Below are 26,849 nucleotides of genomic sequence, written 5' to 3'. Positions count from 1 at the left end.
CCTTGTCCTCACGGGCGATTCGACCCGTCCGCAAGAGAGAGTGTGAGAGTGCTCGTACTCGTCGCTCCCGGCCAGGGTGCTCAAAAGCCCGGCTTCCTGACCCCCTGGCTCGACCTCCCCGGCGTCAGCGAACGTCTGACCTGGTGGTCGGCCGTCTCCGGTCTGGACCTCATCCACTACGGCACCAAGGCCGACGAGGAGGAGATCCGCGACACGGCGGTGGCCCAGCCGCTGCTGGTGGCCGCCGGTCTGGTCGCCGCCCACGCGCTGTTCGGCGAGGGCGGCGAGGGCGCGACCGGTCTCGCGGAGCTGCCGAACCGTATTGGCGCGGTCGCGGGCCACAGCGTCGGCGAGATCACCGCGGCCGTGGCCTCCGGTGTGCTCACGGACGAAGCGGCCATGGTGCTGGTCCGCCGCCGCGGACTCGCCATGGCGGAGGCCGCGAGCCGCAGCGAGACCGGAATGGCCGCCATACTGGGTGGTGAGCGGGACGATGTCGTCGCCCACCTCGACAAGCACGGACTGACTCCGGCGAACGTCAACGGCGCCGGGCAGATCGTGGCCGCGGGCACCGCCGAGCAGTTGGCGGCGCTGGCCGAGGACAAGCCCGAGGGGGTGCGCCGCGTCGTACCGCTCAAGGTGGCCGGCGCGTTCCACACCGACCACATGGCCCCGGCGGTCGCCGCCCTCGAGGCCCTGGTCGCGGGGGTCCCGGTGGCCGATCCGCGCACCCGCTACGTCTCCAACCGGGACGGCGGGGTCGTGGCGACCGGGGCCGGGGTGATCGAGCGGCTGGTCGCCCAGGTGTCCAACCCGGTGCGCTGGGATCTGTGCATGGAGACCTTCCAGGAGCTGGGCGTCACCGGGCTCATCGAGGTGGCCCCGGGCGGCACGCTCACCGGCATCGCCAAGCGCGCGCTGCCGGGCGTCACCAATGTGGCGCTGAAGACTCCGGACGACCTCGCCACGGCGCGTGCGCTGATCGAGGAGCACGCCGTCCCCGTCGACACACCGGCCGAAGAGGAGCTCCGAGAAGCATGACCGCGAAGATCAAGCCCAGTAAGGGCGCCCCGTACGCGCGCATTCTCGGCGTCGGTGGCTACCGTCCGACCCGGGTGGTGCCGAACGAGGAGATCCTCAAGCACATCGACTCCTCCGACGAGTGGATCCGCTCGCGTTCGGGCATCGCCACCCGGCACTGGGCCGGTCCGGACGAGACGGTCGCCACCATGTCCGTGGAGGCCGGAGGCAAGGCCATCGCCGATGCCGGTCTGACGCCGGAGCAGATCGGCGCCGTGATCGTCTCCACGGTCTCGCACCTGAAGCAGACCCCGGCGGTCGCCACCGAGATCGCGCATCTGCTGGGCGCCGGCAAGCCGGCCGCGTTCGACATCTCGGCGGGCTGTGCGGGCTTCGGCTACGGACTGACCCTCGCCAAGGGCATGATCACCGACGGCACCGCTGAGCATGTGCTGGTCATCGGGGTCGAGCGGCTTTCGGACCTGACCGATCTGGAGGACCGGGCGACGGCCTTCCTGTTCGGCGACGGCGCCGGCGCCGTGGTGGTCGGCCCCTCCAAGGAGCCCGCGATCGGCCCGACCGTCTGGGGTTCGGAGGGCGACAAGTCCGACACCATCACCCAGACGCTGCCCTGGGACGTCTACCGCGAGCAGAACGCCGCCGACGTGCGCTACCCGGCGCTGCGCCAGGAGGGCCAGGCCGTCTTCCGCTGGGCCGTCTACGAGATGGCGAAGGTCGCCCAGCAGGCCCTGGACGAGGCCGGGGTCAGCGCGGACGAGCTCGACGCGTTCATCCCCCACCAGGCCAATATGCGGATCATCGACTCGATGATCAAAACCCTCAAGCTGCCGGAGCACGTCACGGTCGCCCGTGACGTGGAGACCACCGGCAACACCTCGGCCGCCTCCATCCCGCTCGCCATGGAGCGGCTGTTGGCGACGGGGCAGGCGAAGAGCGGCGACACCGCGCTCGTCATCGGATTCGGAGCGGGTCTCGTCTACGCAGCGACGGTCGTTACCCTCCCTTAGGCTCCATAGTCCATATCCACGCAGCTCCGCAGAAGTCGGACGCTGCGCCACCACCGCAACACACCGAAGAAGGAGCGCCGCAATGGCCGCCACTCAGGAAGAGATCCTCGAGGGTCTCGCCGAGATCGTCAACGAGATCGCCGGTATCCCGACCGAGGACGTCCTGCTGGACAAGTCCTTCACCGACGACCTGGACGTCGACTCGCTGTCCATGGTCGAGGTGGTCGTCGCCGCCGAGGAGCGCTTCGACGTGAAGATCCCGGACGACGACGTCAAGAACCTCAAGACCGTCGGCGACGCCGTCGACTACATCCTCAAGCACCAGGGCTGAGCCCGTATCAAGACCGGTCGTCGCCGCCCGTGCGGTGGCAGGTCCAGCACCTTCTACACGTGGAGTAGGAATTCCTGTGAACTCGACCAATCGCACCGTGGTCGTCACCGGTGTTGGTGCCACGACGCCGCTGGGTGGCGACGCCCCGTCGACCTGGGAGGCCATGCTGGCCGGCCGGTCCGGTGTCCGCCTCCTGGAGGAGGAATGGGCGGCCGAGTTGCCGGTCCGCATCGCCGCGAAGATCGCGGTGGAGCCAGGCACGATCATTCCGCGTCCGCAGGCCCGCAAGCTCGACCGTTCCGCGCAGTTCGCGCTGCTCGCGGCTCGTGAGGCTTGGGCGGACGCGGGCTTCACCGCCAAGGCGGGCGAGGACTCCTCGATCGACCCCGACCGGCTCGGCGCGGTCGTGGCGTCCGGTATCGGCGGGGTCACCACCCTGCTCGACCAGTACGACGTGCTGCGCGAGAAGGGCGTCCGCAAGGTGTCCCCGCACACCGTGCCGATGCTGATGCCCAACAGCCCGGCGGCGAACGTCAGCATCGACCTCAACGCCCGCGCGGGCGCGCACACCCCGGTGAGCGCGTGCGCCTCCGGCGCCGAGGCCATCGGCTACGCCATCGAGATGATCCGCACCGGCCGCGCCGATGTGGTCGTCGCGGGCGGCACCGAGGCGTCCATCCACCCGCTGCCCATGGTCGCCTTCGGCAACATGATGGCGATGTCCAAGAGCAACGACGACCCGCAGGGCGCCTCGCGCCCGTTCGACGTCGACCGCAACGGCTTCGTGATGGGCGAGGGCTCGGGCGCCATCGTCCTGGAGTCGGCGGAGCACGCCGCGGCGCGCGGCGCCCGGGTGTACGCACAGGCCATCGGCCAGGGCATCTCGGCCGACGCCCACCACATCACCCAGCCGGAGCCGTCCGGCAATGGCATCGGGAACGCGCTGCAGAACCTGGTGGAGAACACCGGCATCAGCGGTGCCGAGGTCGCGCACGTCAACGCGCACGCGACCTCGACCCCGCAGGGCGACCTGGCGGAGATCAAGGCGCTGCGCAAGGTGTTCGGCGACGACGTGGACCACATGGCGGTCTCCGGCACCAAGTCCATGACGGGCCATCTGCTGGGCGGCGCGGGCGGGGTGGAGACGGTGGCCAGCGTGCTCGCGCTGTACCACCGGCTGGCCCCGCCGACGATCAACATCGGCTCGCTGGACCCGGAGGCGGACGCGGACATCGTGACCGGCGAGCCGCGGGCACTGCCCTCCGAGGGCCCGATCGTGGCGCTGAACGACTCGTTCGGTTTCGGCGGCCACAATGTGGTGCTGGCCTTCCGCACGGTCTGACCGCTTGGCGCTGTGAGGCGCCGATATGTGGGGGTGGCCCGCCTCCGGCTCCGGCCGGAGGCGGGCCATCGGTGCGTGAGCTCAGGGAGCTTCGCCGTCGAAGCTGGCGAAGTACGAGGCCACCATGTCCTCGTCGCCGTGGCCCGCCTCGATCGCGCGGCGGAACCGCTCCGCGCCCGCGGCCGCCAGGTCCAGCCGCACTCCGGCGCGCTCCCCGGCCTGCACGATCAGCCGGGCGTCCTTCTCGGCGGTCTTGGTGGCGAAGCTGGGCTCGAGGTCGCCCCGGAGCACCTGGGCCGACTTGGCCCGCATATAGCCGTTGTCCAGCGGCCCGCCCTCGACCGCGTCCAGGAAGCCCTGCCAGTCCACGCCGAGCCCCTTGGCGAGGGCGGCCGCCTCGGCGGTGGCGTGGGTGACGTTGAGGACCCAGCTGTTGAGCACCAGCTTGAGCCGGGTGGCGGCGGCGCCCTCCGCGCTGTCGCCGACCCACACCGTACGGCTGCCGATGGCGTCGAAGACCGGCCAGACGACCGGGCGGACGGGGTTGGGCCCGGCGGCCAGCACCAGCAGCTGTCCGTTCTCCGCGGGCTGCTTGGTGCCGAGCACGGGCGAGTCGATGAGGACGAGATCCTTCTCACGGGCGAACGCGGCGAGCGATTCCAGCGCATCCAGACCCGCCGTGGTGGCCTGGGCCCATGCGGTTCCGGGGCGCAGCGCGGGGGCGGCCTGCCGCATCGTCTCGAGCGCCACGGCGCCGTCGTAGAGGATGGTCAGGACGACATCGGCGCCGTCCACGGCCTCGGCCGGGGTGTCGGTGACGCGTACGCCGTCCTGGCTAAGCGGCTCGGCCTTGGATCGGGTGCGGTTCCAGGCACGGACCTCGAGCCCGGAGCGGGCGAGGTTACGGGCCATTCCGGAGCCCATGATGCCGGTGCCGAGGACCGCGACGGACGTTGCCGGGTGTTGTTCGGTCATTCCGCCACGCTAAGCGCTCCGCGGGAAGTGGCACGAGATGTGATCGTTCATCCGCGGCTGCGTCGTGGCTGGTCCCACGCGGCGGAGCCGCATATCGACACAGCCCCGCGCCCCCTCGGGGCGCAACCGAACCGCACCGGACTTCAGCGAGACCGCTCAGAGCCCGAAGCGCGCGTTCCAAGCCAAAGGGATGGCGGCGCGTCAGGCGCTCAGACGACCTGGTGCAGCCAACGGACCGGGGCGCCCTCACCCGCGTAGCGGAACGGCTCCAGCTCGTCGTCCCAGGGCTTGCCGAGCAGCTTGGCGATCTCCGCCTCGAGGTCGCTCTCGCCGCGGGCGGAGCGGGCGAGGGCGGCGCGCAGCCGGTCCTCGGGGATCAGGATGTCGCCGTGCATTCCGGTGACGGCGTGGAAGATGCCGAGCTCGGGGGTGGAGCTGTAGCGCTCGCCCTCGGCGGTGGCGCAGGGCTCGGCGGTCACCTCGAAGCGGAGCAGATGCCAGCCGCGGAGCGCGGAGGCCAGTTTGGAGGCCGTGCCGACCTCGCCCTGCCAGGAGAACTCGGCACGCCAGGCGCCGTTCGCCGCGGGCTGCTTGATCCAGTCGAGAGTGACACGCACGCCGAGGACGCCCGCGATGGCCCATTCGACGTGCGGGCACAGCGCGCGCGGAGCGGAGTGCACATACAGAACTCCACGGGTCGTCACCGGTGCCTCCTGTGCGGTTCGAGGTGCGCCTTCCCCAGCGGCCTCGCGCCCGTACCGGTCCCGCCCGGGACATCGGTTCACATTCTGCCCTAGTGATCACTCCCACACCAGTCTCGACGTCACCTTCAGTGAAATTTATCGTGCAGAATTCTCTAGAAAGTGGACAGGATGTGACGGGGCGTAATGTGCTGGTACCGCATAGCGCGCTTTGTCGCCGGGACGACGCTCATCTGGCGCAAGAAAAACGTACCGTGCGAGCCGACCGGAGGAGTGACGTACCGTCGGTCCGGATAGATATCACCCAACAGCCGGAGGGGGAACAGCCATGCGGGTCAGCGCGACACGCCGGAAGCGATCGGCGGCCGCTTCCTCGACCACGCCTACGATCGTGCGCCCGTCCCTGCGCACCGCTGGACGCACGGGCATGGTGCTGTTCACCACCGCAGCCGTGCTGAGCTCGGCGGGCTGTTTCGGCAGCTCGGACGACCCTTCCCGGCACGGGCCGACCCGCGCGGGGAAGACACCCGGCGCCAAGCGGTCCATCGTCTGGAACACCCGGCCGACCTCGATCGCCTCCGTGGGCGACTCCATCACCCGCGGCTTCGACGCCTGTTCGGTGCTCTCCGACTGCCCCGAGGTGTCGTGGTCCACCGGCACCGATGTGCAGAGCCTCGCCCAGCGGCTGCTGCCCTCCGCCACCGCCGACGCGGGGACCCACGCCTGGAACTTCGCCAAGACCGGCGCGGTCGTGGCCGACCTCCCCGGCCAGATCGAGGCGGCCGCGGCCCGCAAGCCGAAGCTGATCACCGTGATGATCGGCGCCAATGACGCCTGCCGGGACTCGGTGGACGACATGACCTCCCCCGAGCAGTTCCGCACCACCTTCACCTCGGCGCTCACCCGGCTGCGCCGTGATCTGCCGAAGACGCAGGTGTATGTGGCCAGCGTGCCGGATCTGAAGCGGCTGTGGTCGGAGGGTCGGAAGAACGTCTTCGGGCGGCAGATCTGGAAGCTGGGCATCTGCCCGTCGATGCTGAAGGACTCCGAGGACCTGGACGCGGCCTCGAACGACCGCCGGCAGCGGGTGTCGGACCGGGTGACCGAGTACAACAAGGTGCTGAAGGACGTGTGCGGGCGGGATGTGCTGTGCCGGTACGACCCGGCGGTGCACAAGTACCGCTTCACCACGCATGAGCTGAGCAAGTGGGACTGGTTCCACCCCAGCAAGGCGGGCCAGGCGCAACTGGCCGACATGGCCTACCGCCGCATCACCGCTGCCGCGCCCTGACCCCCGGCCGCGCCCGGCTCCCGGCCAAGGGCCGGGAGCCGGGCGCGGGGCACCCCTCCCTTTATGCGGCTCCGCCACACGGCAGGGGCTGCGCCCCTAGCCCCCGGGGCCTGGGGCGCAGCCCCGGCCCCCCGGAGTCTGGGATCCAGCCCCGACCCCCCGGAGTCTGGGGTCCAGCCCCGGCCCCCGGAGTCTGGGATCCAGCCCCGGCCCTCCGGGATCTGGAGCGCAACCCCGGGCCCTTCGGAGTCTGGGGCAGAGCCCCGACCCCCGGCATCTGGGGCGCAACCCCGACCCCCGAGGTCTGGGGCACAGCCCCGACCCCCCGGCATCTGGCGCACAGCCCCGACCCCCCGGGGTCGGGGGCACAGCCCCGATCCCCGGCATCTGGCGCACAGCCCCGGCCCTCCGGGGTCTGGGGCTCAGCCCCAGGTTCGGGAAGGGGCGGGGAGGGGGACAGCCCGCCGCAGGCGTCGCGATTCGTCGGCCACCGTCTGACCGGTGGACGCGAGCAGCCTCGCCCGCGCGCCGGACGGCGTAGCTCAAGCTGTCGTCTGCACCGGGACCGGGGACGACAGGCGGCGGTCGGCGACGCTGCGGCCCGCCTCCGCCGCGTAGCTGCCGGGGATCAGGCGCCAGGCGCCCTTCGCCTCGTCCCAGATCTCCGCTGCCCGGCGGGGCAGGGGGATGGTCGCCTCGGCCGTCTCCCCCGGGGCCGCGTCCACCGACGCGAAGCCCGCGAGGCGGCGCACCGGCCGCTCCACCCCGTCGTCCTCGGGCACGGTGAGGTAGATCTGCACGACCTCACGCCCCGCCCGGGGCCCCGTGTTGCGGACCCGTACGGTCACCGTGCCCAGCTCCTCGCCGTCGCCCTCCGCGAGGGTGAGGTCCATGCCCTCGTACGCCCAGTCCGTGTAGCCGAGGCCGTGCCCGAACCAGTACGCCGGAGCGGTCCCCGCCCGCCGCTCCCACGCGCGGTAGCCGATGAACACGCCCTCGTCGTAGACCAGCCGGCCCTCGCTGGGCGTGACCGCGCTGACCGGGGCGTCCTCGAGCCGCTGGGGCCAGGTCGTGGGCAGGCGGCCGCCGGGCTCCTCCGCGCCCAGCAGGACGTCGGCGAGCGCGGCCCCCGCCTCCTGGCCCGGGAACCAGCTCAGCAGCACCGCGGCGACCTCGTCCCGCCAGGCCATCTCGACCGGTGAGCCCGCGTTGACCACCACGACGGTGGGGGTGCCGGTGGCGGCGACCCGGCGCACCAGCTCGTCCTGACGGCCCGGCAGTCCCAGATGGCCGCGGTCGAACCCCTCGCTCTCGACCCGCTCGGTGGTGGCGACCACCACCACGGCCGCCTCGGCCGCCGAGGCCGCGGCGACGGCCTCCTGGATCAGCTCCTCGGCATCCCGCTCCGGGGCCCGGTGCAGCAGGCTGAAGCAGACGGCGTCGAGAAGGGCGTCCTCGGGGCGGGCCACCGCGCAGATGAGGCTGACCTCCACCGGTTCGCCCGCCGTGAGCTCCACCTTGCCCCGGGGCACGGGCGAGCCCATGAACGCCTCGAAGGGGTCGCCGACGTCCGCCGGATGCTGCTCCCCCTCGAAGAGCACCTCGCCGCCCACGGCCAGCCGGAGGCCGCCCAGCCCCCTGGTGCCGAAGGAGTGGGCACCGCTCTCGCGCGGGGTGAAGGTGCCGACGGTCTCGACGGTGTGCAGCTCCTCGAAGCTCACCCCGTCGGGGAAGTCGCTGATCCACTGCACTTGCCCGCCGGCCAGCCGGCACTCGCCCAGCACCCGCCCGTCGGCGGCCCGGACCACGGCGCGCAGCTCGAACCCCTGGGCGGCGGGGGCGAGTTCATCGGTGGGGTCGGCGCCCACGGCGTAGCTGAGCTCGACGCCCGGCGGCAGGGCGGCCCGCAGCCCGTCGAGCGGTGAGACCACATGGTCGGGGAAGACCACCGCCGAGCCGCCGCCCAGCACCCGGGCATCGCGCGCCGCAGCGCCGATCAGGGCCAGCGAGCGCACCCCGCCGGGGGCGCCGGGGTCGAGGGGCAGCACCGCTTCCCGGCCGCCCGCGCCCTCGTTCCGCAGCAGTACGAAGGACCGCCGGGCGATCTCGCGGGCCAGCGCGACCCCGTCGATCGGGCCGGGCCGGTCGGCGGGGGCGACGGCCGGGGCCGCGCCGTCCAGGACGCCGACCCGGGCGGCCAGGCTGAGCAGCCGCCGCACCGCCTCGTCCAGCTCCGCCTCGCCCACCCGGCCGTCGCGCACCGCGGCGGCCAGCGCCTCGCCGTAGACAGTACGTGGGCCGGGCATCGCGACATCGAGCCCGCCCCTGAGCCCCCGCACGGTGTCGCGGGCCGCCAGCCAGTCGGAGACGATGAAGCCGTCGAAGCCCCACTCCCCGCGCAGCACCCCCTGCTGAAGCTCGCGGTGCTCGGTCATGCTCGAACCGTTGACCCCGTTGTAGGCGGCCATGACGCCCCAGGGGCGCGCGTTCTTGACGATGGCTTCGAAGGGCGCGAGATACAGCTCGCGCAGCGCCCGCGCACCGACCTGATTGTCCACGGTGAAGCGCTCGGTCTCGGCGTCGTTGGCCACGAAGTGCTTGACGGTGGTGCCCACTCCGCCGTCCTGTACACCCGTCACATATCCGGTGCCGATCTCGCCGGTGAGATACGGGTCCTCGCTGTACGCCTCGAAGTGGCGGCCGCCCAGCGGGGAGCGGTGCAGATTGACCGTGGGCGCGAGCAGCACATGGACGCCCTTGCGCCGCGCCTCCTGCGCGAGCAGCCGCCCCGCGCGCCGGGCCAGCTCCGGGTCCCAGGTCGCGGCGAGCGCGGTGGGGCTGGGCAGGGCGATGGAGGGGTCGTCGGCGGTCCAGTGGACGCCGCGGACGCCGATCGGGCCGTCCGACATCACCAGGGAGCGCAGCCCGATCGCCGGAACGGCGGGCAGGCTCCACATGTCCTGCCCGGACAGCAGCCGCGCCTTGGTGTCCAGATCCAGCAGGCCGAGGGCCTTCTCCACGGACTCGGCCGCGCCCCCCTCGTTGCGCCCGCCGCCCTCGCCGCCCTCGCCGATCGCGTCCGCCATCGCTCACCCCTCCCGGTGCGGGTCCCGTCCGGTCCTCGTCCGGGGCCATGGTGGACCCGAGAGCCTGTCGCCAGGTAGGTACCGTTATCGACTCGTTATCAAACATGCTCTACGGTACGAGCATGGAGAGGGCGACCGAGCGCGGTACCAGACGTGGTGAGGAACGACGGGCGGAGATCGTCCGCTGCGCGCTCGAAGTGATCGCCGAGCGCGGCTACCGGGGCGCGACCCTCGGCGCGGTCGCCGAGCGGGTGGGCCTCACCCAGCAGGGGCTGCTCCACTACTTCCCCACCAAGGACTCGCTCCTCATCGCCGTGCTCGAGGAGCGCGACCAGTGGGACACCGGCTCCGCGCGGCGCGACGGGGGGCACGTATGGCCGCTGGACCTGCTCGCCTCGCTGGTGGACTACAACGCGATGCGCCCCGGCATCGTCCAGACCTTCTCCGCGCTCCTCGGCGAGAGCGTCACCGACGACCACCCCGCGCGCGGCTTCTTCACCCAGCGCTATGACAAGGTGCGCGCCGACATGGCGGCCATCCTGCGCGGCGAGTTCGGCGACCGGCTCCCCGGCGGGCTCACCCCCGAGGCCGCCGCGCCACTGCTGGTGGCGGTGATGGACGGGCTCCAGTTCCAGTGGCTGCACGACCGGGACGCGGTGGACATGCCCGCACTCTTCCGGGCCTTCGTCTCCCTGCTGGGGCAGGGAGACGAAGCGGCCGAGGGGTGACGGCCGGGCGGGCGGGCCGTCTGGTGACGGTGGCTCAGCCGTCGCCGCCCACCAGCCTGACCCCCCGCTCGACCCCGGCCGCGTTCCTCGGCATCGGCACGAAGGAGCCACCGGCGTCGAACCTCAACAGCGTGACCTCGGCGTCCGCCGGTCCCGGTTCGTACCGCCCCACGTCCACCGCGTCGATCAGCCAGCGGTGCCGCTGTCCGTCGCAGACCGCGTCATAGCCGCCGAGGCCGTGGCGCTCCCGGCCCTGGGTGAGGGTGACGAGCACGCTCGCCCGCGGGTACTCCATCCCTTCCCGGACGCATCGGTAGCTGCCGTACAGCGTGACGGATCCGTCCGGGGTGACGTCCCCGGTGCGGTCGATGGTCAGATTGTCGGTCCAGGGCAGGGGCAGACGCGGCCCGTCGGGCCGGGCGTGGGCGGCGGGCGCGGCGTGGGCGGCCGGCGCCGCCATGAGAAGAACGGTAAGGGCGCCGAGGGCGCGGCGGCGGTTGCGCATGGGCGTACGTACCTCCTGGGGCGGGAGTTCAGTTGCCCGTACAGCTACCGGGCGCGAGAACCCGTCCGGCGGAACCTCACCCCCATGCGGCGTGTCCGGCACCGCCCAACGGGTGGCCGCCGGGCACCCGGTTGACCCCACAGCCCCGCGACCGGTTGACCCCACAGCCCCGCGACCGGTTGACCTCGCGGCCCCCGCCCGGTTGACCCCGGTGACGCCCTTACGGTGCTCACCCGCGTCCTTACGGTGCTCACCCCTCCCGGGCCGCCCCCTCGGCCGCCCCCTCGGCCGTCCCCTCCGACCGGACCGCCTGAGGCCGACGTGCCCCGGGATCGCCCCGCAGTCCCGGGGCCAGGGTCAGGGTGACGGCCACGGAGACCGCCGCCAGCGTGGCCATCGCCACGGTCGGCGAGGTGGGCTGGGCCAGCGCGCCCGCGAGGGCGGCGGACACACCCTGCATCGTGAGCATGCCGGAGGAGTGCAGCCCCAGGGCCTGGCCGCTCATCTCGTTCGGTGTCAGGGCCATCAGCCGCTGCTGGAGCGCCAGCGTGGCCGAGAAGCCGATCGAGGCGAGGGCTACGGCGGCCAGCGCGAGCGGCAGCGGCGGGTGCAGCGCGAAGACCAGATACGGCGCGGCGAGCAGCAGCCGCAGGGGCGCCGCGAGCCGCTCCCGCCGGTGCGGCGGCAGCAGCCGTCCGGTGAGGAGGTCCCCCATCAGCATGCCGAGGGAGCCCACGGCGAAGAGCAGCCCGGCGTGCCGGGGCGCGTAGGGCACGAAGAGGGACTCACAGCCGACGATCAGCCCGTTGGGCACCCAGAGCGCGTAGTAGACATGGCGGCGGGGCGCGGAGGACCACAGCCGGGCGTTGACGCGCCAGGTCTCGGCGACCGAGGGCCGTCCGCCGGACCGGGCGGGGCGCCCGCTCAGGCCGAACCGGGCGGTGGCCCCGGCCAGCACGTACAGCGCGGCGGCGGTGAGCAGGGTGCCGCGTGCCGAGAGGGCGGTCACGAGGAGGCCACCGGCCGCGTATCCGCCGATCTGCATGGTGCCGCCCGACATGTTGAGCACCGAACGGCCCAGCAGATAGCCGTCCTTGGGCAGGATCTCGGTGAGCAGCCCGTAGCGGACGGCCCCGCCGAGGGAGGCCGCCGCGCCCAGCCCGAACACGATGGCGAGGACGGCCGCCACGGGCAGCCCGGGGAGTGCCAACGCGGCGGTCCCCAGGGCGAAGAGCGCCGACAGCCCGGACAGTGCGGCGCGCGGCGGCAGCCGGTCGGCCGCCGACAGCAGCGCCAGCGCGCCCGCCACCTGGGCGAGCGAGGGGCCGAACATGCTGAGCGCGGAGAGCAGCGGTGAGCCGGTCGCGGCGTAGACGAGGGTACCGAGGGCGAGTCCGCTCGCCGTGGAGGCGGCCACTTGGGTGGCGGAGAGCAGGAACAGCGGGGTGAACTCCGGGACCCGGAACACTTCTCGATAGGTGCGCATGGCCTCCAGGCTCGGGAGTGGTCGCGCGGTGACGCTAATGTTTCGCGCGGACGCGAAACCACGGGGTGACGGGAGTGGCCGGGTGGGGCTGTGGCTGATGGACGCGGACACTCTCGCGGGCAGCCGGTTCGTCCTCTCCGCCGGCGCCGAGACCACCGCGGCCCTGATCGCACTGGCGCGGGGGAGCGCCGCACACCCCGGCGAACAGGCATGGCTCGACGCCCATCTGCCCGCCTACCGGGCGCGGTTGGCCCACGATCCGGTGACCGCGCTGCTCGTACGGGCCGCGCTGGGCCGGACCTGGCTCGCGAACTTCCTCACCCTGACCCCGCCCGGCGAGGGCGAGCCGTCCGTCGAGGAGGAACTGGCCCGGATGCGCGCCACTTCCCCCGCCGCCGCGCGCTCCGATCTCACGGTCTCCCTGGGCCGCGCCCCGCTCCCCGCCGCGCTGCACCGCGACGATCTGCCGGAGCGGCTGGCGGATCTGCTGGAGTGGGTGTGGACGGAGACGGTGCGGCCCACCTGGCCGCGCCGCCGCCGGATCATCGAGGCCGATGTGGTGGCGCGCACCGGCCAGGTGAGCCAGGGCGGCTGGGCGGCCGTCCTGGACGGTATGCGGCCGGGGATGCGGTGGCTGGGCGGCAGCCGGCTCCAGATCAACGCCCACGACAATCCGCCGCGCGCGATCCACGGCGCCCAGCTGCTCTTCGTCCCCGTGACGCCCATGGCCGGATGGGTCTCCTGGGACGCGCCGCACCGCTACGCCGTGGTCTACCCGTGTGCCGGTGCCCTCGCCGGGTCCGACCCGCAGCCGGCCGCCGATCCCCTCGCCCGTCTTCTCGGCCCGGCCCGCGCGAGCGTCCTGCTCCTCCTCGACACTCCGAAGAGCACCACCCACCTGGTGGCCCTGACCGGCCAGACGCTGGGTTCGATCGGCCGTCATCTGCGCGTCCTGCGCGAGGCCCGGCTGGTCCGCAGGCGCCGGGCGGGGCGATCGGTGCTGTACGACCGGACGACGGCGGGCGAGGTCCTGGTGCAGGCGCAGCGGAGCGGTTCGTAGCCGCCGTCGCCCCTTGGCTTGACCTCAACCTTGGTTCATGTCCGAGGCTGCTCGCGAACCTTGGTTCATGTCCGAGGCTGCTCGCGCCGCGTCGGTCACGACCGGGGCGTGTCCCCGCGGCCCGGAACCAAACCGACTCCGATCAAGGAGGTCCCGCCATGACCGAGATGGTGACTCGATGGATCGAGGATCACGCTCATCGCCTCACCACGCTCGATCCCGAGGCTCCGTTGACCGATCTCCTGCCGCTGGTCGACATCGTGCGCGACGCCAGGGTCGTGGCCATCGGCGCCTCGACCCGTCAGACCCATGAACTCAGCGTCCTTTCGCACCGGATCGTCCGGCTGCTGGTCGAGGAACGGGGTTTCCGTTCGCTCGCGCTGGAAGGGGACAACCCGTCGGGGGTCGGCCTCGATGAGTACATCCGCACCGGGGCGGGTGACCCTCGGGCGCTGCTGGCCGGGGCCCGGTCGTTCTGGCAGACCGAGGAGATCCTCGACGTCGTCCGCTGGATGCGCTCCTTCAACCGTCGCCACCCCGATGACCCGGTCCGATTCGTCGACACGGCCCCGACCGCCCGGGAGCACCTGGCCCAGCTCTCCCTGCCCGACGGCCTCGCCCGCATTGAGCTGGGTCTGGCCGAGGACACGATCCGGTGGCACGAGAACACCACGGACAAGATCGTCTACTGGGGCGGTCTCGCGCACACCGTCAACGGAACCCCGCGGACCGTCTCGCCCGCCTCGCCGCCGATGACGCACCGTAACGCGGGCAGTTACCTCCGCGAGCGCTTCGGAGCCGGTTACGTGTCCATCGGCCTCACCTTCCATCACGGCATGGCCCCCGGTCCGGTACCGGAGCCACCGGCGGAGTTCGCTGACGCGATCCTGGGAGGCACCGCGCTGGACGCCTATCTCCTGGACCCGCGCGCCGACAGCCCGGCGCCCGTGCGGACCTGGCTCGATACGCCGACCAGGACCCGCCTGCTCGGTCCGCGCTACGACCCCGCCGACGACGCCGACCACCACCTCTCCGGCGGATCGCTCGCGGACTGGTGCGATGCCGTCCTTCATGTACAAGAGGTCACCCCGGTCCGTTTGCTCTCGCACACCAGGGGCTGAGCCGCGCCGCACAGGCGTCTTCAACGAACATTCCGGCAGCCATGTCGTCCTGCGAGATGATCGGTCATGATGGTTCTTGATCGGTCATGATGGGTTGTCACGTTCGAACGTCATTCGCCGCACAACCATTGACACCCCTGACGGGCGCTTACTACCGTCACGTCAAGATTTCGAACGTGTGACGAAATATCGAACATCGCGAAGGGTCGATTGCTGTGCGCATCACCGGTATCAGTACGCATGTCGTCGGCACCCCCTGGCGCAATCTCACGTATGTGCAGGTCCATACGGACGAGGGGATCACCGGCGTCGGCGAGACCCGCATGCTCGGGCGGACCGATGCGCTGCTGGGCTATCTGCGTGAGGCCGAGGCCAATCACCTCGCCGGGTCGGACCCGTTCGCGGTGGAGGACCTGGTCCGGCGGATGAAGTACGGCGACTACGGCCGGGCGGGCGAGATCGTGATGTCCGGCATCGCCTGTGTGGAGATGGCCTGCTGGGACATCAAGGGCAAGGCGCTCGGGGTGCCCGTCTGGCAGCTGTTCGGCGGAAAGGTGACGGACCGGGTCAAGGCGTACGCCAACGGCTGGTACACCGTCGAGCGCACCCCCGAGGCGTTCCACAAGGCGGCCTCCACGGTGGTCGAGCGCGGCTACCGGGCGCTGAAGCTGGACCCCTTCGGCACCGGCCACTTCGAGCTGGACCACGCCGAGACCCTGCACTCGCTCTCCCTCGTGGAGGCCGTACGGGACGCGATCGGCCCGGAGACCGAGCTGCTGGTGGAGATGCACGGGCGGTTCAGCCCGGCGACCGCCGTGAGGATCGCGGGCGAGCTGGAGCGGTTCCATCCGTCGTGGCTGGAGGAGCCGGTGCCGCCGGAGAACCTCAAGGCGCTCGCGAAGGTCGCGGAGAAGACGCGGCTGCCGATCGCCACGGGCGAGCGCATCCACGACCGGATCGAGTTCCGCGAGCTGTTCGAGTCGCAGGCCGCCGACATCATCCAGCCCGACGTCGGCCATATCGGCGGCATCGGCGAGACCCGCAAGCTGGCCGCCACGGCCGAGACCCACTATGTGCTGATCGCCCCGCACAACGTGGGCGGCTCGGTGCTGACCGCCGCGTCACTCCAGGTCGCCGGCTGCACCCCGAACTTCAAGATCCTTGAGCACTTCAACGACTTCGCCGACGCGGAGATCAAGAAGGTGGTCAAGGGCGCCCCGCAGGTCGTGGACGGCTACTTCCAGCTCTCCCACGAGCCCGGTCTCGGCGTGGATCTCGACACCGACGCGGCGGCCGAATTCCCCCAGCAGCAGGCCCACTTCGACCTGTGGGCCGAGGGCTGGGAGAAGCGGGACCCGAAGGGCGGACGGCAGTGACCGCGCTCGTCCTCGACGCCCCCGGCGCGTTCCGTCTCGTCGGGACCGGCACCGCCGCCGAAGAGGCCGCGCCCGGCCCCGGTGACGCGCGGGTGCGGGTGCACGCCTCCGGGATCTGCGGCAGCGACCGCGAGCTGTACCAGGGCAACCGGCCCGAGGGATACGTCCGCTACCCCGTCACCCCCGGCCATGAGTGGTCCGGGACGGTCGAGGCGGTCGGCGCGGGCGTCCCGGAGGCGCTCGTCGGCCGTAAGGTCGTCGGCGAGGGGTTCCGCAACTGCCAGGTGTGCGACCGCTGTCACGCCGGGGACACCACCTTGTGCACGGCCGGGTACGAGGAGACCGGGTTCACCCAGCCCGGGGCGATGGCCGACACCCTGGCCCTGCCGGCCCGGCTGCTGCACCCGCTGTCCGACGACGCCGACCTGGGCGCGGCCGCGCTGCTGGAACCCGCCGCGTGCGTCGCCGCCGCCGCGCTCAAGGCCCGGGCCCAGCCCGGTGAGCGGGTCGCGGTGGTCGGCACCGGCACGCTCGGCATGATCGCCGTGCAGTTCCTCGCCGCCGTCTCCCCCGCGCGGCTGCTGGTGGTGGGCACCCGCCCGGACCGGGAGCAGCTGTCGCTGTCCTTCGGCGGCACCGAGTTCCGCATCCGGGACCAGCTGTCCGACCAGCTCTCGGGCTATGACGTGGTGATCGAGACCGCCGGATCGGCCTCCGCCGCCCGTACCTCGGCCTCCCTGCTGCGCCGGGGCGGCCGGCTGGTGCTCACCGGCATCCCGGCGGCGGGCGCGCAGGGTCTGGACCCCACCGATCTGGTGGTCCGCCAGATCGAGGTGCAGACCGTCTTCGGGGCCCCGCCCGCCGCCTGGTCGCACGCCGTACGGGTCTTCGACGCGGGGCTGCTGAGCCTGCGGCCGCTGATCACCCATGAGCTGCCGCTGACCGAGTTCGCCTCGGCGATCGAGCTGGTCGGCAGCGGCGATCCGGCCGTCGGCAAGGTGCTGCTGCGCCCGCGGGGCCTCGACTAGGGGGCTTCTGATGGATCTCCGTGGAGGAAGGAGCGGCGTTCGGTGCGTGCTCTCGGCGTGCCGGGCGGAAGCCCTCGTAGCGGAGCTACTAGGGGTTTTGTCCGGTGCGGCGAGAGTGCGTGCCGGGCGTCGCGACGCCGCGGAGATCCATCAGAAGCCCCCTAGCCCATGTGTGAGACCTCGCCATGCCAGAACTCGCCGTGCCAAACCTCGCCGCGTCAAGCCTCCCGCCCCCGACTCCGGTCGTCCCACCAGCCTTTCGGCCCCGACTCCAGTCATCCCACCAGTCCTCCGGACCGTCTCTAGTCATCACCCCAGCCCCACTAGGACAACGATGTCCTGGGCAGCACCAGCCGGACGCCGAACCACCGGCCATCACTCCACAGGGAGCACCGTGACCGCCGCCTCACCCGCCTCTTCCGGCCCCCGCCGCCCCGCCGACGCGGCCCTCGCGTCGCTCGGCCACGCCGCGCCCGCCCCCGACCCCGCCGACGCCTCCGCGCACACCTTCCCCGACGGCGGCACCTGGCGCACCGAGGTCCCCTCCGTCGAGGGCCCGGAGGCGCTGGCCACCGTGTTCAAGGAGGCCGGGCGGCTGGATGTGCCGATCCACCGGATCAGCCAGGGCAGCGGCGTCTGGATGCTCACCGATGCCGAGATCACCGAGATGGTGGAGTGCTGCGCCGAGCGGAACGCCGAGCTGTGCCTGTTCACCGGCCCGCGCGGCACCTGGGACATCGGCGCCGCCACCCGCTCCGGCTCCGGCGGCGGGGGGCTGCGCGCCCGTGGCCATGACGCGGTGGCCGGTTGTGTGGAGGACGCGCTGCGCGCGGTCTCGCTGGGCGTGAAGTGCCTGCTGGTGGCCGACGAGGGGGTGCTGTGGCTGCTGAACCGGTTGCGGGCGCGCGGCGAGCTGCCCGCGGACACCACCTTCAAACTGTCCGCGCTCGTCGGCCCGGTCAACCCGGCCTCGTTCGCGGTGTACGAACAGCTCGGGGCCGACTCCATCAACATCCCCTCGGACCTGACGCTGGAGCACCTCACCGAGATCCGCCGGGTCTCCCGCGCCCCGATGGACTTCTACGTCGAGGCCCCGGACGACCTCGGCGGCTATGTGCGGATGTACGACGCGGCGGAGCTGATCCGGCGCGGTGCCCCCATCTATCTGAAGTTCGGGCTCAGCAAATCCCCGGGGATCTACCCGTACGGCGCCCAGCTGCGCGACGTGGCGCTGGGCAGCGCCCGTGAGCGGGTGCGCCGCGGGCGGCTCGTGCTCGACCTGCTCAACCGGCTGGGCGCGGACGGCGGGATGTCCCCGCTCGGCTCCCGGCTGCCGGGTCCGCTGCGGCGTTTCACCGCCGACGCGGACCTCCCCAGTTCCTGACGCAATGACGCCCCAGGGAAGGACCCCAACACCATGCGCACGGTAAGAGGAGCACGAGCCGCGGCGATAGGCGCCGGCCTCCTCGCGCTCTCGCTGACCGCCACGGCCTGTGGCCAGGAGGCGGTCGGCGGCAGCCGGTACAAGCCCAAGGAAAAGGGAGGCACGATCGGCATCGCGATGCCGACGAAGTCCTCCGAGCGGTGGATCACCGACGGCCGCAATGTGGCCAAGCAGTTCCAGGCGGCGGGCTACAAGACGGACTTGCAGTTCGGCGAGGACGACGTCCGCACCCAGGTGGCCCAGCTCGAAAACATGATCACCAAGGGCCACCGGCTGCTGGTGATCGCGCCGATCAACGGCGGGGCGCTCAACGACGTCCTGAAGCAGGCCCATGACGCCAACATTCCGGTGATCTCCTACGACCGGCTGCTGCTGGGCACGCCGAACGTCGACTACTACGCGACCTTCGACAACGAGAAGGTCGGCAGGCTCCAGGGCCAGTACATCGTCAACAAGCTGGGGCTGGCCAAGGGCCGCAAGGGCCCGTTCTCCATCGAGCTGTTCGCCGGCTCGTCGGACGACAACAACACCCGGTACTTCTACAACGGCGCGATGAGCGTGCTCAAGCCGTACATGGACAAGGGTGAGCTGATCGTCCGCTCCAAGCAGACGAGCCTCAACCAGCTCTACACCGAGAAGTGGAGCGGCAGCGCGGCGCAGGACCGCATGGAGGACCTGCTCAACAAGTCGTACAGCACCGAGGACGTCGACGCCGTCCTCTCGCCGTACGACGGCATGTCCATCGGCATCCTCTCGGCGCTCAAGAGCGCCGGCTACGGCACGAAGGCCAAGCCGTTCCCGGTGGTCACCGGCCAGGACGCGGAGCTGGCCTCCGTGAAGTCCATCACCCGGGGCCAGCAGACGCAGACCATCTACAAGGACCTGCGCAAGCTGGCGAAGGCGACCGTGCAGATAGCCAAGGCGGAGCTGACCGGCGGCAAGGCCCCGATCAACGACACCAAGTCGTACGACAACGGCAAGAAGATCGTGCCGACCTATCTGCTCAATCCGGTCAGCATCGACAAATCCAACACCCAGGTGCTGGTGGACCAGGGTTACTACACCGCGTCGCAGCTCAAGTAGGGCGGTACCGGGCCATGAGCACCATTCTCGAATTGCGTTCCATCACCAAGACGTTCCCCGGTGTCAAGGCGCTCTCCGACGTCAATCTCCAGATCCGCCAGGGCGAGATCCACGCGCTCTGCGGGGAGAACGGCGCGGGAAAGTCCACCCTGATGAAGGTGGTCAGCGGGGTCCATCCGCACGGCAGCTACGACGGCGAGATCCTCTTCGACGGCGAGGCATGCGCCTTCAAGGACATCCGCGGGAGCGAGCAGCGCGGCATCGTCATCATCCATCAGGAACTGGCGCTGATCCCCTATCTGTCCATCGCCGAGAACATCTTCCTCGGCAATGAACACTCCCGGCGCGGCCTGATCAGCTGGAACGAAACCCTCAGACACGCCACCGCACTGCTCAAGCGGGTCGGTCTGACGGATTCGCCGCAGACCCGCGTCACCGATATCGGCGTGGGCAAACAGCAGCTGGTGGAAATCGCCAAGGCGCTCTCCAAGGAGGTGAAGCTGCTCATCCTGGACGAGCCGACCGCGGCGCTCAACGACGAGGACAGCGGAAAGCTCCTCGATCTGCTGCTGGAATTCAAGGCGCAGGGCATCTCCTGCATCCTGATCTCCCATAAGCTCAATGAGATCCGCCGGGTCGCCGACTCCGTCACCATCCTGCGCGACGGCCAGAGCATCGAAACCCTGACCGTCCGGGAGACCCCCGAGGCCAGCCCCGAGATCTCCGAGGACCGCATCATCCGCGGCATGGTCGGCCGCGACCTCGACCACCGCTTCCCCGACCGCACCCCCTACGAGGGCGAGGACGCCTCCGAGGTGGCCCTGGCCGTCGAGGACTGGACCGTCCACCACCCCATCGACCAGCAGCGCAAGGTCGTGGACGGGGTGTCACTGAACGTACGGCGGGGTGAGATCGTCGGCATCGCCGGACTGATGGGCGCCGGCCGCACCGAGCTCGCCATGAGCGTCTTCGGGCGGGCGTACGGGCGGTACGCGGGCGGCCGGGTCTTCCGGGACGGCCAGGAGGTCCGCACCCGTAGCGTGCCGGAGGCCATCGACCACGGCATCGCGTACGTCACCGAGGACCGCAAGCACTACGGGCTCAACCTCGATGACACCATCAGCCGCAACGTCTCGCTCTCCTCGCTCGGCAAGGTGGCGCGCCGCGGTCTGGTCAACGAGCACGAGGAGTCCCGGGTCGCCGAGCGGTTCCGCAAGACGATGAACATCAAGGCACCCACGGTCTTCGAGCGGGTCGGCCGGCTCAGCGGCGGCAACCAGCAGAAGGTCGTGCTCAGTAAGTGGATCTTCGCAGGTCCGGAGGTGCTGATCCTCGACGAGCCGACCCGCGGCATCGACGTCGGGGCCAAGTACGAGATCTACACGGTCATCAACGATCTGGCGGCCCAGGGCAAGGCCGTCATCTTCATCTCCTCCGAGCTGGGCGAGCTGCTGGGGATGTGCGACCGGATCTACACGATGGCGGCCGGGCGGCTGACCGGGGAGGTTCCCCGGGCCGAGGCGAACCAGGAAGTCCTGATGCGCCATATGACGAGGGACAGAGGAGACGAAGGATGAGCACGGCCACCCAGAAGACCGAGAGCCCGGCCCCACCGCCGGCCGAGGGCTCGCCCAGCATCGGGACGTTGCTGCTCCAGGGCCTGCGGTCCAACATGCGGCAGTACGGAATGCTGGTCGCGCTCGCCCTGATCATCGTCATCTTCCAGATCTGGTCCGACGACATCCTGCTGCGGCCCGGCAACGTCACCAGCCTGGTGCAGCAGAACGGCTACATCCTCATCCTCGCGATCGGCATGATGATCGTGATCATCGCGGGGCACATCGACCTGTCGGTCGGATCGCTCGTCGCCTTCGTCGGCGCGGCCGCCGGCGCGATGATGATCAAACACGATATGCCGTGGGGCCTCGCGGTCGTCCTCTGTCTGCTGCTCGGCGCGGTGGCCGGGGCCTGGCAGGGGTTCTGGATCGCGTACATAGGCATTCCGTCCTTCATCGTCACCCTGGCCGGAATGCTGGCCTTCCGCGGCGGCACCCAGATCCTGCTGGACGGTCAGTCCCTGTCGCCGTTCCCCGACAGCTTCGAGAAGCTGAGCACCGGCTTCATCCCGGAGATGGGCCCGTACACGCAGTACCACAACCCCACCATGGTGATCGGCCTCATCGTCTGCGCCGCCGCCGTCTGGCAGGAGTGGCGGGGCAGGCAGCAGCGGGCGGCCTATGAGCTGGACGTGGCGCCGATCGGGCTGTTCTTCGTCAAGTGCGCCGCGATCGTCGCCGCCGTGATGGCCTTCACCATGACGCTGTCCAGCTGGCACGGCGCGCCGTACGGGCTGCTGATCCTCGCCGGTCTCTTCGTGATCTTCAGCTTCGTGATGCGCAACACCGTCATCGGGCGCCATGTGTACGCCCTCGGCGGCAACCAGCCTGCGGCCAAGCTGTCGGGTGTCCGGGACAAGCGCGTCACCTTCCTGGTCTTCGTCAACATGGGTGTGCTGGCCGCCCTCGCCGGTCTGGTCTTCGCCGCCCGGCTGGGCTCCGCCACCCCCAGTGCGGGCCTCAACTTCGAGCTCGAGGCCATCGCCGCCGCGTTCATCGGCGGCGCCTCGGCCAGCGGCGGTGTGGGCACGGTGCTCGGCGCGATCATCGGTGGTCTGGTGCTCGGCGTGCTCAACAACGGTATGTCGCTGGTCGGCATCGGTACCGACTACCAGCAGGTGATCAAGGGTCTGGTGCTGCTGGCCGCGGTCGGCTTCGATGTCTGGAACAAGCGCAAGGTCGGGTCGTAACCCATCAGCTGTCCCACATGGATCTAGCCTAATGGAGCCGCATATGACCACGAGCAGACGCACGGTGATCACGGCGGCGGCGGCCGGACTGGCGGCCTCGGCCGCCACGACCGGCACCGCCCACGCGAACAGCGGAGGGGACTCCGCGGGCAAGGGAGACGCGGTGAAGGAGCACTTCGGCACGCTCTCGGACGGCACCGAGGTCGACCGCTGGACGATCGGATGCGGCCGCACCCGGCTGCGCGTGCTCAGCTACGGCGGCATCGTGCAGGCCCTGGAGATCCCCGACCGCCACGGCCGCCGCGCCAATGTGTCGCTCGGCTTCGACGACCTGGACTCCTATGTGGCGGACAGCCCGTACTTCGGCGCCCTCATCGGCCGCTACGGCAACCGCATCGCACGCGGCACCTTCACGCTGGACGGCAAGAAGTACCAGCTGCCGATCAACGACGGGCCGAACAGCCTGCACGGCGGCGACAAGGGCTTCGACAAGCGCGTCTGGTCCGTGGAGCCGTTCCGCAAGGGCGCGGACGTGGGGCTCACCCTCCGCCGGATGAGCCCCGACGGCGAGATGGGCTACCCCGGCACGCTCACCGTGCGGGTGGACTACACGCTCACGGCGGCGGGCGACTTCCGCATCGACTACGAGGCCACGACCGACAAGGCGACGGTCGTGAACCTCACCAACCACACCTACTACAACCTGGCCGGGGAGGGCAGCGGCTCCGTCTACGACCACCGGCTGGAGATCGCCGCCAGCCGCTACACCCCGGTCGACAAGACCCTCATCCCCACCGGCGAGCTCGCCAAGGTGGCCGGGACCCCGTTCGACTTCCGCCGCGCCAAGGAGATCGGCCGGGACATCCGGGAAGCGCACCAGCAGGTGCTCTACGGGCAGGGCATCGACCACAACTTCGTGCTGGACAAGGGCATCACCAGCCGTCCGGAGCACTTCCTGACGGTGACCGAGCCGGAGTCCGGCCGGGTGATGCGGATCGCCACGACCGAGCCCGGTGTGCAGTTCTACACCGGCAACTTCCTGACCGGCACGTTCGCGGGCACATCGGGGCGGGTCTACCGGCAGGGCGACGCCTTCGCCCTGGAGACCCAGCACTTCCCGGACTCGCCGAACCAGCCGTCGTTCCCCTCGACGGTGCTACGGCCGGGGCAGACCTACCGGTCGACGACGGTGCACTCGTTCTCGACCCGCTGAGCGGCTCGGCCGCACGCGGCCCCGTAGTTCATCGGTTCCCCTCCCGTCCCGAGCTCAAGAACTCGGGACGGGAGGGGTTGTCGTTTCCCCCGACCCCTACCTCGACCCCGGCCTCGACCCGGCCCCCGTCATCCGACACTCCTCACCCGAGAGGACCCCGCATGAGACCGATACGCCCCCGGCTAGCCCTGCTCGGCGCCGCCCTGCTCACCGCCGCTCCCCTGGCCCTCGCCGTGCCGGCGACGGCCGCAGCCGACACCACCGCCGCCCCCACCGTGGAGGAGCAACGGCTCGACAAGGCCGCGCCCCAGGAGATCCTGCGGCGCAGCGGGTTCGACGACGCGGCGCCTGACTTCGCCCGCGCACTGGCGGGCGTACGGTCCCCTGCCGAGGCCGAGCGCGTGATCACCCGCGAGGGCCGGGCGCTCTGGAAGCGGGCCGTGGACCGCGTGCAGGGCCGGGGGCCCGCGGGCGGGGACCTCAGCCGGGACGACGACCGGCCGCTGTACTGGGCGCGGCTCGGGATGACCCGGGCGCTCGGCCAGTGGCAGCCGGGCTTCCCGCTCACCGACGCCCGCCGCGCCGCGCTCCTCGACACGCTGGAGCGCACCTCACGCGGGGAGGACTCGATCGACCTCCCGGCAGACAAGGCGGGTCAGCGCGTCAAGCGCGTCGTGGTCACCGGCTTCGACCCGTTCCAGCTGGACGCCGACGTCCGCCGCTCCAACCCCTCCGGCGCCGCCGCGCTCGCGCTGGACGGGACGACGGTCCGTACGGACAGCGGTCCGGCGCGCGTCGAGACGGCCGTCTTCCCGGTCCGCTGGGCGGACTTCGCGGACGGCACGGTCGAGCGGGCGCTGCTGCCCGCGTTCCGGCCGGGGCCGCGCCGGGTGGACGCCTTTGTGACGGTGAGCCAGGGCCGGGTGGGCCGGTTCGACGTCGAGCGCACCAACGGCGCCTGGCGGGGCGGCTATCCGGACAACGCGAACGTCTCCCGCACCGAGACCGTGCCCATCCCGGCCGGTGTGCCGACCCAGCGGCCCCAGCCGCAGTGGACGACGACCACCCTCCCCTACGAGAAGATCGTCGCGGCGGACACCGGCCCGGTCCCCGTCTACGACCACACCGAGGTCACCGAGATCCCGGCGGGCGGCACCACGCCCGTGGTCCGTCCGGACGGCCCGACCCCCGGCTCGACCGCCCGCGCGGGCGGTGGCGGCGACTACCTCTCCAACGAGATCGCCTACCGCGCCACCCTGCTGCGCGACGCGGTCGGGCTGAAGGCCCCGGGCGGCCATCTCCACACCCCGGTCCTACAGTTCGGCCCGGGCAACACCGACCCCGCCACGGGCCAGGTCACCGACCCGGACTTCGTCCACGACCGCGAGGCCATCACCGCCCAGGTGCGCTCGATCCTCACCGTGGTCGCGGCCACGACCCGTTGAGGGGCTCGCACTCGGCGAGCAGCAGAGCCAACCGGGGCCGTCCACCCCGGGAGGCGTCGTTCTTCTCCCCGGCGAGGACGGCCACGATCGCGCTCCGGGTGATGCGGATCCCGTCGTGCGCCATGGTGTAGACGCGCATCGTCATCTTCGGCCGCTTGTCCCGGTCCGGCTGGCGGTCGGCCATCAGCGGCCCTCCTTCTCGACCGGTGCGAGGAGCTGGAGCACGGTGCGTAGGCTCCGCTTCACCGCGCCGAGGTGGTAGGCCAATTCTTCCGGCGCCGCGTCGGCCAGGCTCAGTGCCTCGGCGGCGGCAAGACTCTGCCCCGCGACGATGACGACGGCCTGCTCCAGGCCGTCACGGGTGGGCTTTCCGGCCGCGATGCACGCGGGGCACAGGCCCGGACGCGGCTCGGCGGGCTTGCGGCGTAGAGCCGGGCCAAGCCGACTCCATGGCTGTCCGACAGACCGGAGATCGGGCGGAACGGCATGGTCGAGCCGTTCACGCAATCCGCCGCCCCGGGCGGTACGGGCACGTCCGGCACGCGTGCCGGACACAGCATCATCGGCACGTACTGGTGCGCTGCGGGACCGTCGTCGTCCGACTCGGCCGGCCGATGACGGCCGGACAACGGCAACCACAGCCGTAGCAGCGCTTCGAAGATCCACGCGATAGCAGGGTTACCGCGCGAAGCGTGCCTAACGTCCCAGGGGGTGCCGGTGAACGAAGCACTACGCCGTGCCATGCTTCAAGCTCACATGACAGACCGGCAGTTGGCGGAGAGCTGTGGCGTCGATATCAAGACTGTCGGCCGATGGATCATCGAGACGGGACGGGTTCCCCGCGCCCGTCACCGATGGGCCGTCTGCGAAGCACTCGGAGAGGATGAGGCGGTGTTATGGCCAGCATCCGCAAAGAAAGCGATCAAGGTTGGTCCGGACCGTGAGGTCGTTTCCGTCTATCCGTACCGGTCCGGCTGTCCGGCCCCCCTCTGGCGATCGCTGATCACCAAGGCCGAGCGAGAGCTGACCTTTGCGGGTTACACCAACTACTTCCTATGGCTCGAACAAGCCCGGTTCGGTACCGCGATGCGGCGCAAAGCCGTCCAAGGATGCCGAGTGCGCTTCCTGCTCGGTGCCCCTGACAGTGATCTCACCCGGTCGCGCGAGCAGGATGAAGACGTCGCGCTCACGCTGTCCACGCGCATCCGCGTGACGCTGGCCGAACTGGAGAAGATCAGAAGCCAGCCGGGCATCGATGCGAGGTACAGCGAAGGGCACGCGTACTTATCCGTGTTCCGCTTCGATGACGACATGATCGTTACGCCTCTGCTGACTCACCGCGTGGGACACGATGCCCCCACGCTGCACCTGCGCCGTTATCAGGACGACGGCATGTTTGATCGCTTCGCTTCCCACGTCGAGGAACTGTGGGGACGAGGCAGTCCGGTATGGGAAGGGGAAGACGATGGGTAGGCGGGACTACGAGGACGACCCGAATGCCCCAGCCGCGAACAGCCTGGTTCCCGCCGCTTCCGCCGTCGTCGTTGACGATGCCGGGCGCATCCTGCTTCAGCGTCGGCGGGACAACGGCATGTGGGCGCTTCCTGGTGGTGTCATGCACATCGGAGAGTCGCTGCCGGACTGCGCGATTCGGGAGACGCGCGAAGAGACCGGGGTTGATGTCGAGATCGTCGGCATCGTCGGCACCTACACCAACCCCCGTCACGTCTTTGCCTACGACGATGGCGAGGGACCAACCGGGTCGGCACTCGTGGGTCCG

24 protein-coding genes and 1 pseudogene are annotated in these 26,849 nt (G+C 71.0%); 18 read left to right on the top strand and 7 right to left on the bottom strand.

Translation table 11 applies throughout. The features are described 5' to 3' along the window. The first annotated feature begins 48 nt into the window (after positions 1-48). The 4 genes from LIV37_RS33765 to LIV37_RS33750 all read left to right on the top strand — a co-directional run bounded on the left by LIV37_RS33765 (position 49) and on the right by LIV37_RS33750 (position 3,721). Positions 49-1,041, top strand: coding sequence for an ACP S-malonyltransferase (locus LIV37_RS33765; protein WP_020871570.1), 993 nt, complete (start codon positions 49-51; stop codon positions 1,039-1,041). Beyond that, positions 1,038-2,048 carry a ketoacyl-ACP synthase III gene (locus LIV37_RS33760; protein ID WP_020871569.1) on the top strand — a complete coding sequence of 337 codons (1,011 nt, stop codon included), beginning with the start codon at positions 1,038-1,040 and terminating at the stop codon, positions 2,046-2,048. Before LIV37_RS33765 ends, LIV37_RS33760 begins: the two co-directional genes overlap by 4 nt. An 82-nt stretch (positions 2,049-2,130) precedes the next feature. After that, on the top strand, positions 2,131-2,379 hold the full coding sequence (locus LIV37_RS33755) for an acyl carrier protein (protein WP_020871568.1): 249 nt from the start codon (positions 2,131-2,133) through the stop codon (positions 2,377-2,379). 76 nt (positions 2,380-2,455) lie between these two features. Next, positions 2,456-3,721 carry a beta-ketoacyl-[acyl-carrier-protein] synthase family protein gene (locus LIV37_RS33750; protein WP_020871567.1) on the top strand — a complete coding sequence of 422 codons (1,266 nt, stop codon included), beginning with the start codon at positions 2,456-2,458 and terminating at the stop codon, positions 3,719-3,721. A gap of 81 nt (positions 3,722-3,802) precedes the next feature. Here LIV37_RS33750 and LIV37_RS33745 read toward each other — a convergent pair whose 3' ends face one another. Together LIV37_RS33745 and LIV37_RS33740 are read right to left on the bottom strand one after the other, a co-directional pair. Further along, positions 3,803-4,696: an NAD(P)-dependent oxidoreductase gene (locus LIV37_RS33745; protein WP_020871566.1), complete on the bottom strand. Its 894-nt coding sequence runs from the start codon at positions 4,694-4,696 to the stop codon at positions 3,803-3,805. Between the two features lie 209 nt (positions 4,697-4,905). Beyond that, complete coding sequence (locus tag LIV37_RS33740; RefSeq protein WP_020871565.1) at positions 4,906-5,400, bottom strand: DUF3145 domain-containing protein; 495 nt, start codon at positions 5,398-5,400, stop codon at positions 4,906-4,908. A gap of 325 nt (positions 5,401-5,725) precedes the next feature. Between LIV37_RS33740 and LIV37_RS33735 the strand changes: the two genes are divergently transcribed. Continuing rightward, the gene (locus LIV37_RS33735) at positions 5,726-6,688 is read left to right on the top strand and encodes an SGNH/GDSL hydrolase family protein (RefSeq protein ID WP_121824199.1); all 963 of its coding nucleotides are present in this window, start codon (positions 5,726-5,728) and stop codon (positions 6,686-6,688) included. A gap of 542 nt (positions 6,689-7,230) precedes the next feature. Here LIV37_RS33735 and LIV37_RS33730 read toward each other — a convergent pair. Further along, positions 7,231-9,774 carry a glycoside hydrolase family 3 protein gene (locus tag LIV37_RS33730; protein WP_020871563.1) on the bottom strand — a complete coding sequence of 848 codons (2,544 nt, stop codon included), beginning with the start codon at positions 9,772-9,774 and terminating at the stop codon, positions 7,231-7,233. A gap of 122 nt (positions 9,775-9,896) precedes the next feature. On the opposite strand from LIV37_RS33730, the gene LIV37_RS33725 reads away from it, so the two are divergent. Further along, complete coding sequence (locus tag LIV37_RS33725; RefSeq protein ID WP_121825112.1) at positions 9,897-10,502, top strand: TetR/AcrR family transcriptional regulator; 606 nt, start codon at positions 9,897-9,899, stop codon at positions 10,500-10,502. Between the two features lie 34 nt (positions 10,503-10,536). On the opposite strand, the gene LIV37_RS33720 is transcribed toward LIV37_RS33725, so the two are convergent. Together LIV37_RS33720 and LIV37_RS33715 are read right to left on the bottom strand one after the other, a co-directional pair. Beyond that, positions 10,537-10,962: a DUF6299 family protein gene (locus LIV37_RS33720; protein WP_148717781.1), complete on the bottom strand. Its 426-nt coding sequence runs from the start codon at positions 10,960-10,962 to the stop codon at positions 10,537-10,539. A 295-nt stretch (positions 10,963-11,257) separates the two neighbouring features. Further along, positions 11,258-12,493 (bottom strand): MFS transporter, encoded by a 1,236-nt coding sequence (locus LIV37_RS33715; RefSeq protein ID WP_121824200.1) that lies wholly within the window; start codon positions 12,491-12,493, stop codon positions 11,258-11,260. Between the two features lie 82 nt (positions 12,494-12,575). Between LIV37_RS33715 and LIV37_RS33710 the strand changes: the two genes are divergently transcribed. The 10 genes from LIV37_RS33710 to LIV37_RS33665 all read left to right on the top strand — a co-directional run bounded on the left by LIV37_RS33710 (position 12,576) and on the right by LIV37_RS33665 (position 25,069). Then, positions 12,576-13,553 carry an ArsR family transcriptional regulator gene (locus LIV37_RS33710; protein ID WP_020871559.1) on the top strand — a complete coding sequence of 326 codons (978 nt, stop codon included), beginning with the start codon at positions 12,576-12,578 and terminating at the stop codon, positions 13,551-13,553. A 158-nt stretch (positions 13,554-13,711) separates the two neighbouring features. Then, positions 13,712-14,674 (top strand): erythromycin esterase family protein, encoded by a 963-nt coding sequence (locus tag LIV37_RS33705; RefSeq protein ID WP_020871558.1) that lies wholly within the window; start codon positions 13,712-13,714, stop codon positions 14,672-14,674. Positions 14,675-14,889: 215 nt separating this feature from the next. Then, entirely contained in the window at positions 14,890-16,050 is a 1,161-nt protein-coding gene (locus LIV37_RS33700) for a mandelate racemase/muconate lactonizing enzyme family protein (protein ID WP_020871557.1), read from the top strand. Then, on the top strand, positions 16,047-17,078 hold the full coding sequence (locus LIV37_RS33695) for a zinc-dependent alcohol dehydrogenase (protein WP_020871556.1): 1,032 nt from the start codon (positions 16,047-16,049) through the stop codon (positions 17,076-17,078). The genes LIV37_RS33700 and LIV37_RS33695 overlap by 4 nt, the downstream gene beginning before the upstream one ends. 394 nt (positions 17,079-17,472) lie before the next feature. Further along, positions 17,473-18,462, top strand: coding sequence for a hypothetical protein (locus LIV37_RS33690; RefSeq protein WP_020871555.1), 990 nt, complete (start codon positions 17,473-17,475; stop codon positions 18,460-18,462). A gap of 33 nt (positions 18,463-18,495) precedes the next feature. After that, on the top strand, positions 18,496-19,605 hold the full coding sequence (gene chvE / locus LIV37_RS33685) for a multiple monosaccharide ABC transporter substrate-binding protein (protein ID WP_020871554.1): 1,110 nt from the start codon (positions 18,496-18,498) through the stop codon (positions 19,603-19,605). 14 nt (positions 19,606-19,619) lie between these two features. Beyond that, positions 19,620-21,182, top strand: coding sequence for a multiple monosaccharide ABC transporter ATP-binding protein (gene mmsA, locus LIV37_RS33680; RefSeq protein ID WP_020871553.1), 1,563 nt, complete (start codon positions 19,620-19,622; stop codon positions 21,180-21,182). Next, complete coding sequence (gene mmsB / locus LIV37_RS33675) at positions 21,179-22,411, top strand: multiple monosaccharide ABC transporter permease (RefSeq protein WP_020871552.1); 1,233 nt, start codon at positions 21,179-21,181, stop codon at positions 22,409-22,411. Before mmsA ends, mmsB begins: the two co-directional genes overlap by 4 nt. 43 nt (positions 22,412-22,454) lie before the next feature. Further along, positions 22,455-23,624, top strand: a complete 1,170-nt coding sequence (locus tag LIV37_RS33670) for an aldose epimerase family protein (protein WP_020871551.1) — start codon at positions 22,455-22,457, stop codon at positions 23,622-23,624. 161 nt (positions 23,625-23,785) lie between these two features. Next, positions 23,786-25,069 (top strand): pyroglutamyl-peptidase I, encoded by a 1,284-nt coding sequence (locus LIV37_RS33665; protein ID WP_020871550.1) that lies wholly within the window; start codon positions 23,786-23,788, stop codon positions 25,067-25,069. Here the strand turns inward: LIV37_RS33665 and LIV37_RS33660 are convergent. Both LIV37_RS33660 and LIV37_RS33655 read right to left on the bottom strand, forming a co-directional pair. Further along, positions 25,041-25,253 (bottom strand): hypothetical protein, encoded by a 213-nt coding sequence (locus tag LIV37_RS33660; RefSeq protein ID WP_020871549.1) that lies wholly within the window; start codon positions 25,251-25,253, stop codon positions 25,041-25,043. The genes LIV37_RS33665 and LIV37_RS33660 overlap by 29 nt on opposite strands. Next, positions 25,253-25,624 (bottom strand): hypothetical protein, encoded by a 372-nt coding sequence (locus tag LIV37_RS33655; RefSeq protein ID WP_020871548.1) that lies wholly within the window; start codon positions 25,622-25,624, stop codon positions 25,253-25,255. The genes LIV37_RS33660 and LIV37_RS33655 overlap by 1 nt, the downstream gene beginning before the upstream one ends. Positions 25,625-25,825: 201 nt before the next feature. Here LIV37_RS33655 and LIV37_RS33650 point away from each other — a divergent pair, with 201 nt between their 5' ends. Then, positions 25,826-26,542, top strand: a complete 717-nt coding sequence (locus tag LIV37_RS33650) for an XRE family transcriptional regulator (protein ID WP_252505489.1) — start codon at positions 25,826-25,828, stop codon at positions 26,540-26,542. After that, positions 26,535-26,819 (top strand): annotated as a pseudogene (locus LIV37_RS33645) (NUDIX domain-containing protein); the annotation flags it as partial. The gene LIV37_RS33650 and the pseudogene LIV37_RS33645, both read left to right, overlap by 8 nt. Positions 26,820-26,849: the final 30 nt, after the last annotated feature.

The sequence above is a fragment of the Streptomyces rapamycinicus NRRL 5491 genome (assembly GCF_024298965.1).
Classification (GTDB): Bacteria; Actinomycetota; Actinomycetes; order Streptomycetales; family Streptomycetaceae; genus Streptomyces; species Streptomyces rapamycinicus.
This window is presented reverse-complemented; position numbering and strand designations above follow the sequence as displayed.

Excerpts from the sequence above, each read along its gene's own strand:
- LIV37_RS33760 (WP_020871569.1), top strand. The coding sequence starts at position 1,038 with ATGACCGCGAAGATCAAGCCCAGTAAGGGCGCCCCGTACGCGCGCATT.
- LIV37_RS33755 (WP_020871568.1), top strand. The coding sequence starts at position 2,131 with ATGGCCGCCACTCAGGAAGAGATCCTCGAGGGTCTCGCCGAGATCGTC.
- LIV37_RS33745 (WP_020871566.1), bottom strand. The coding sequence starts at position 4,696 with ATGACCGAACAACACCCGGCAACGTCCGTCGCGGTCCTCGGCACCGGC.
- LIV37_RS33735 (WP_121824199.1), top strand. The coding sequence starts at position 5,726 with ATGCGGGTCAGCGCGACACGCCGGAAGCGATCGGCGGCCGCTTCCTCG.
- LIV37_RS33730 (WP_020871563.1), bottom strand. The coding sequence starts at position 9,774 with ATGGCGGACGCGATCGGCGAGGGCGGCGAGGGCGGCGGGCGCAACGAG.
- LIV37_RS33725 (WP_121825112.1), top strand. The coding sequence starts at position 9,897 with ATGGAGAGGGCGACCGAGCGCGGTACCAGACGTGGTGAGGAACGACGG.
- LIV37_RS33720 (WP_148717781.1), bottom strand. The coding sequence starts at position 10,962 with ATGGCGGCGCCGGCCGCCCACGCCGCGCCCGCCGCCCACGCCCGGCCC.
- LIV37_RS33715 (WP_121824200.1), bottom strand. The coding sequence starts at position 12,493 with ATGCGCACCTATCGAGAAGTGTTCCGGGTCCCGGAGTTCACCCCGCTG.
- LIV37_RS33705 (WP_020871558.1), top strand. The coding sequence starts at position 13,712 with ATGACCGAGATGGTGACTCGATGGATCGAGGATCACGCTCATCGCCTC.
- chvE (WP_020871554.1), top strand. The coding sequence starts at position 18,496 with ATGCGCACGGTAAGAGGAGCACGAGCCGCGGCGATAGGCGCCGGCCTC.
- mmsA (WP_020871553.1), top strand. The coding sequence starts at position 19,620 with ATGAGCACCATTCTCGAATTGCGTTCCATCACCAAGACGTTCCCCGGT.
- mmsB (WP_020871552.1), top strand. The coding sequence starts at position 21,179 with ATGAGCACGGCCACCCAGAAGACCGAGAGCCCGGCCCCACCGCCGGCC.
- LIV37_RS33670 (WP_020871551.1), top strand. The coding sequence starts at position 22,455 with ATGACCACGAGCAGACGCACGGTGATCACGGCGGCGGCGGCCGGACTG.
- LIV37_RS33665 (WP_020871550.1), top strand. The coding sequence starts at position 23,786 with ATGAGACCGATACGCCCCCGGCTAGCCCTGCTCGGCGCCGCCCTGCTC.
- LIV37_RS33660 (WP_020871549.1), bottom strand. The coding sequence starts at position 25,253 with ATGGCCGACCGCCAGCCGGACCGGGACAAGCGGCCGAAGATGACGATG.
- LIV37_RS33650 (WP_252505489.1), top strand. The coding sequence starts at position 25,826 with ATGACAGACCGGCAGTTGGCGGAGAGCTGTGGCGTCGATATCAAGACT.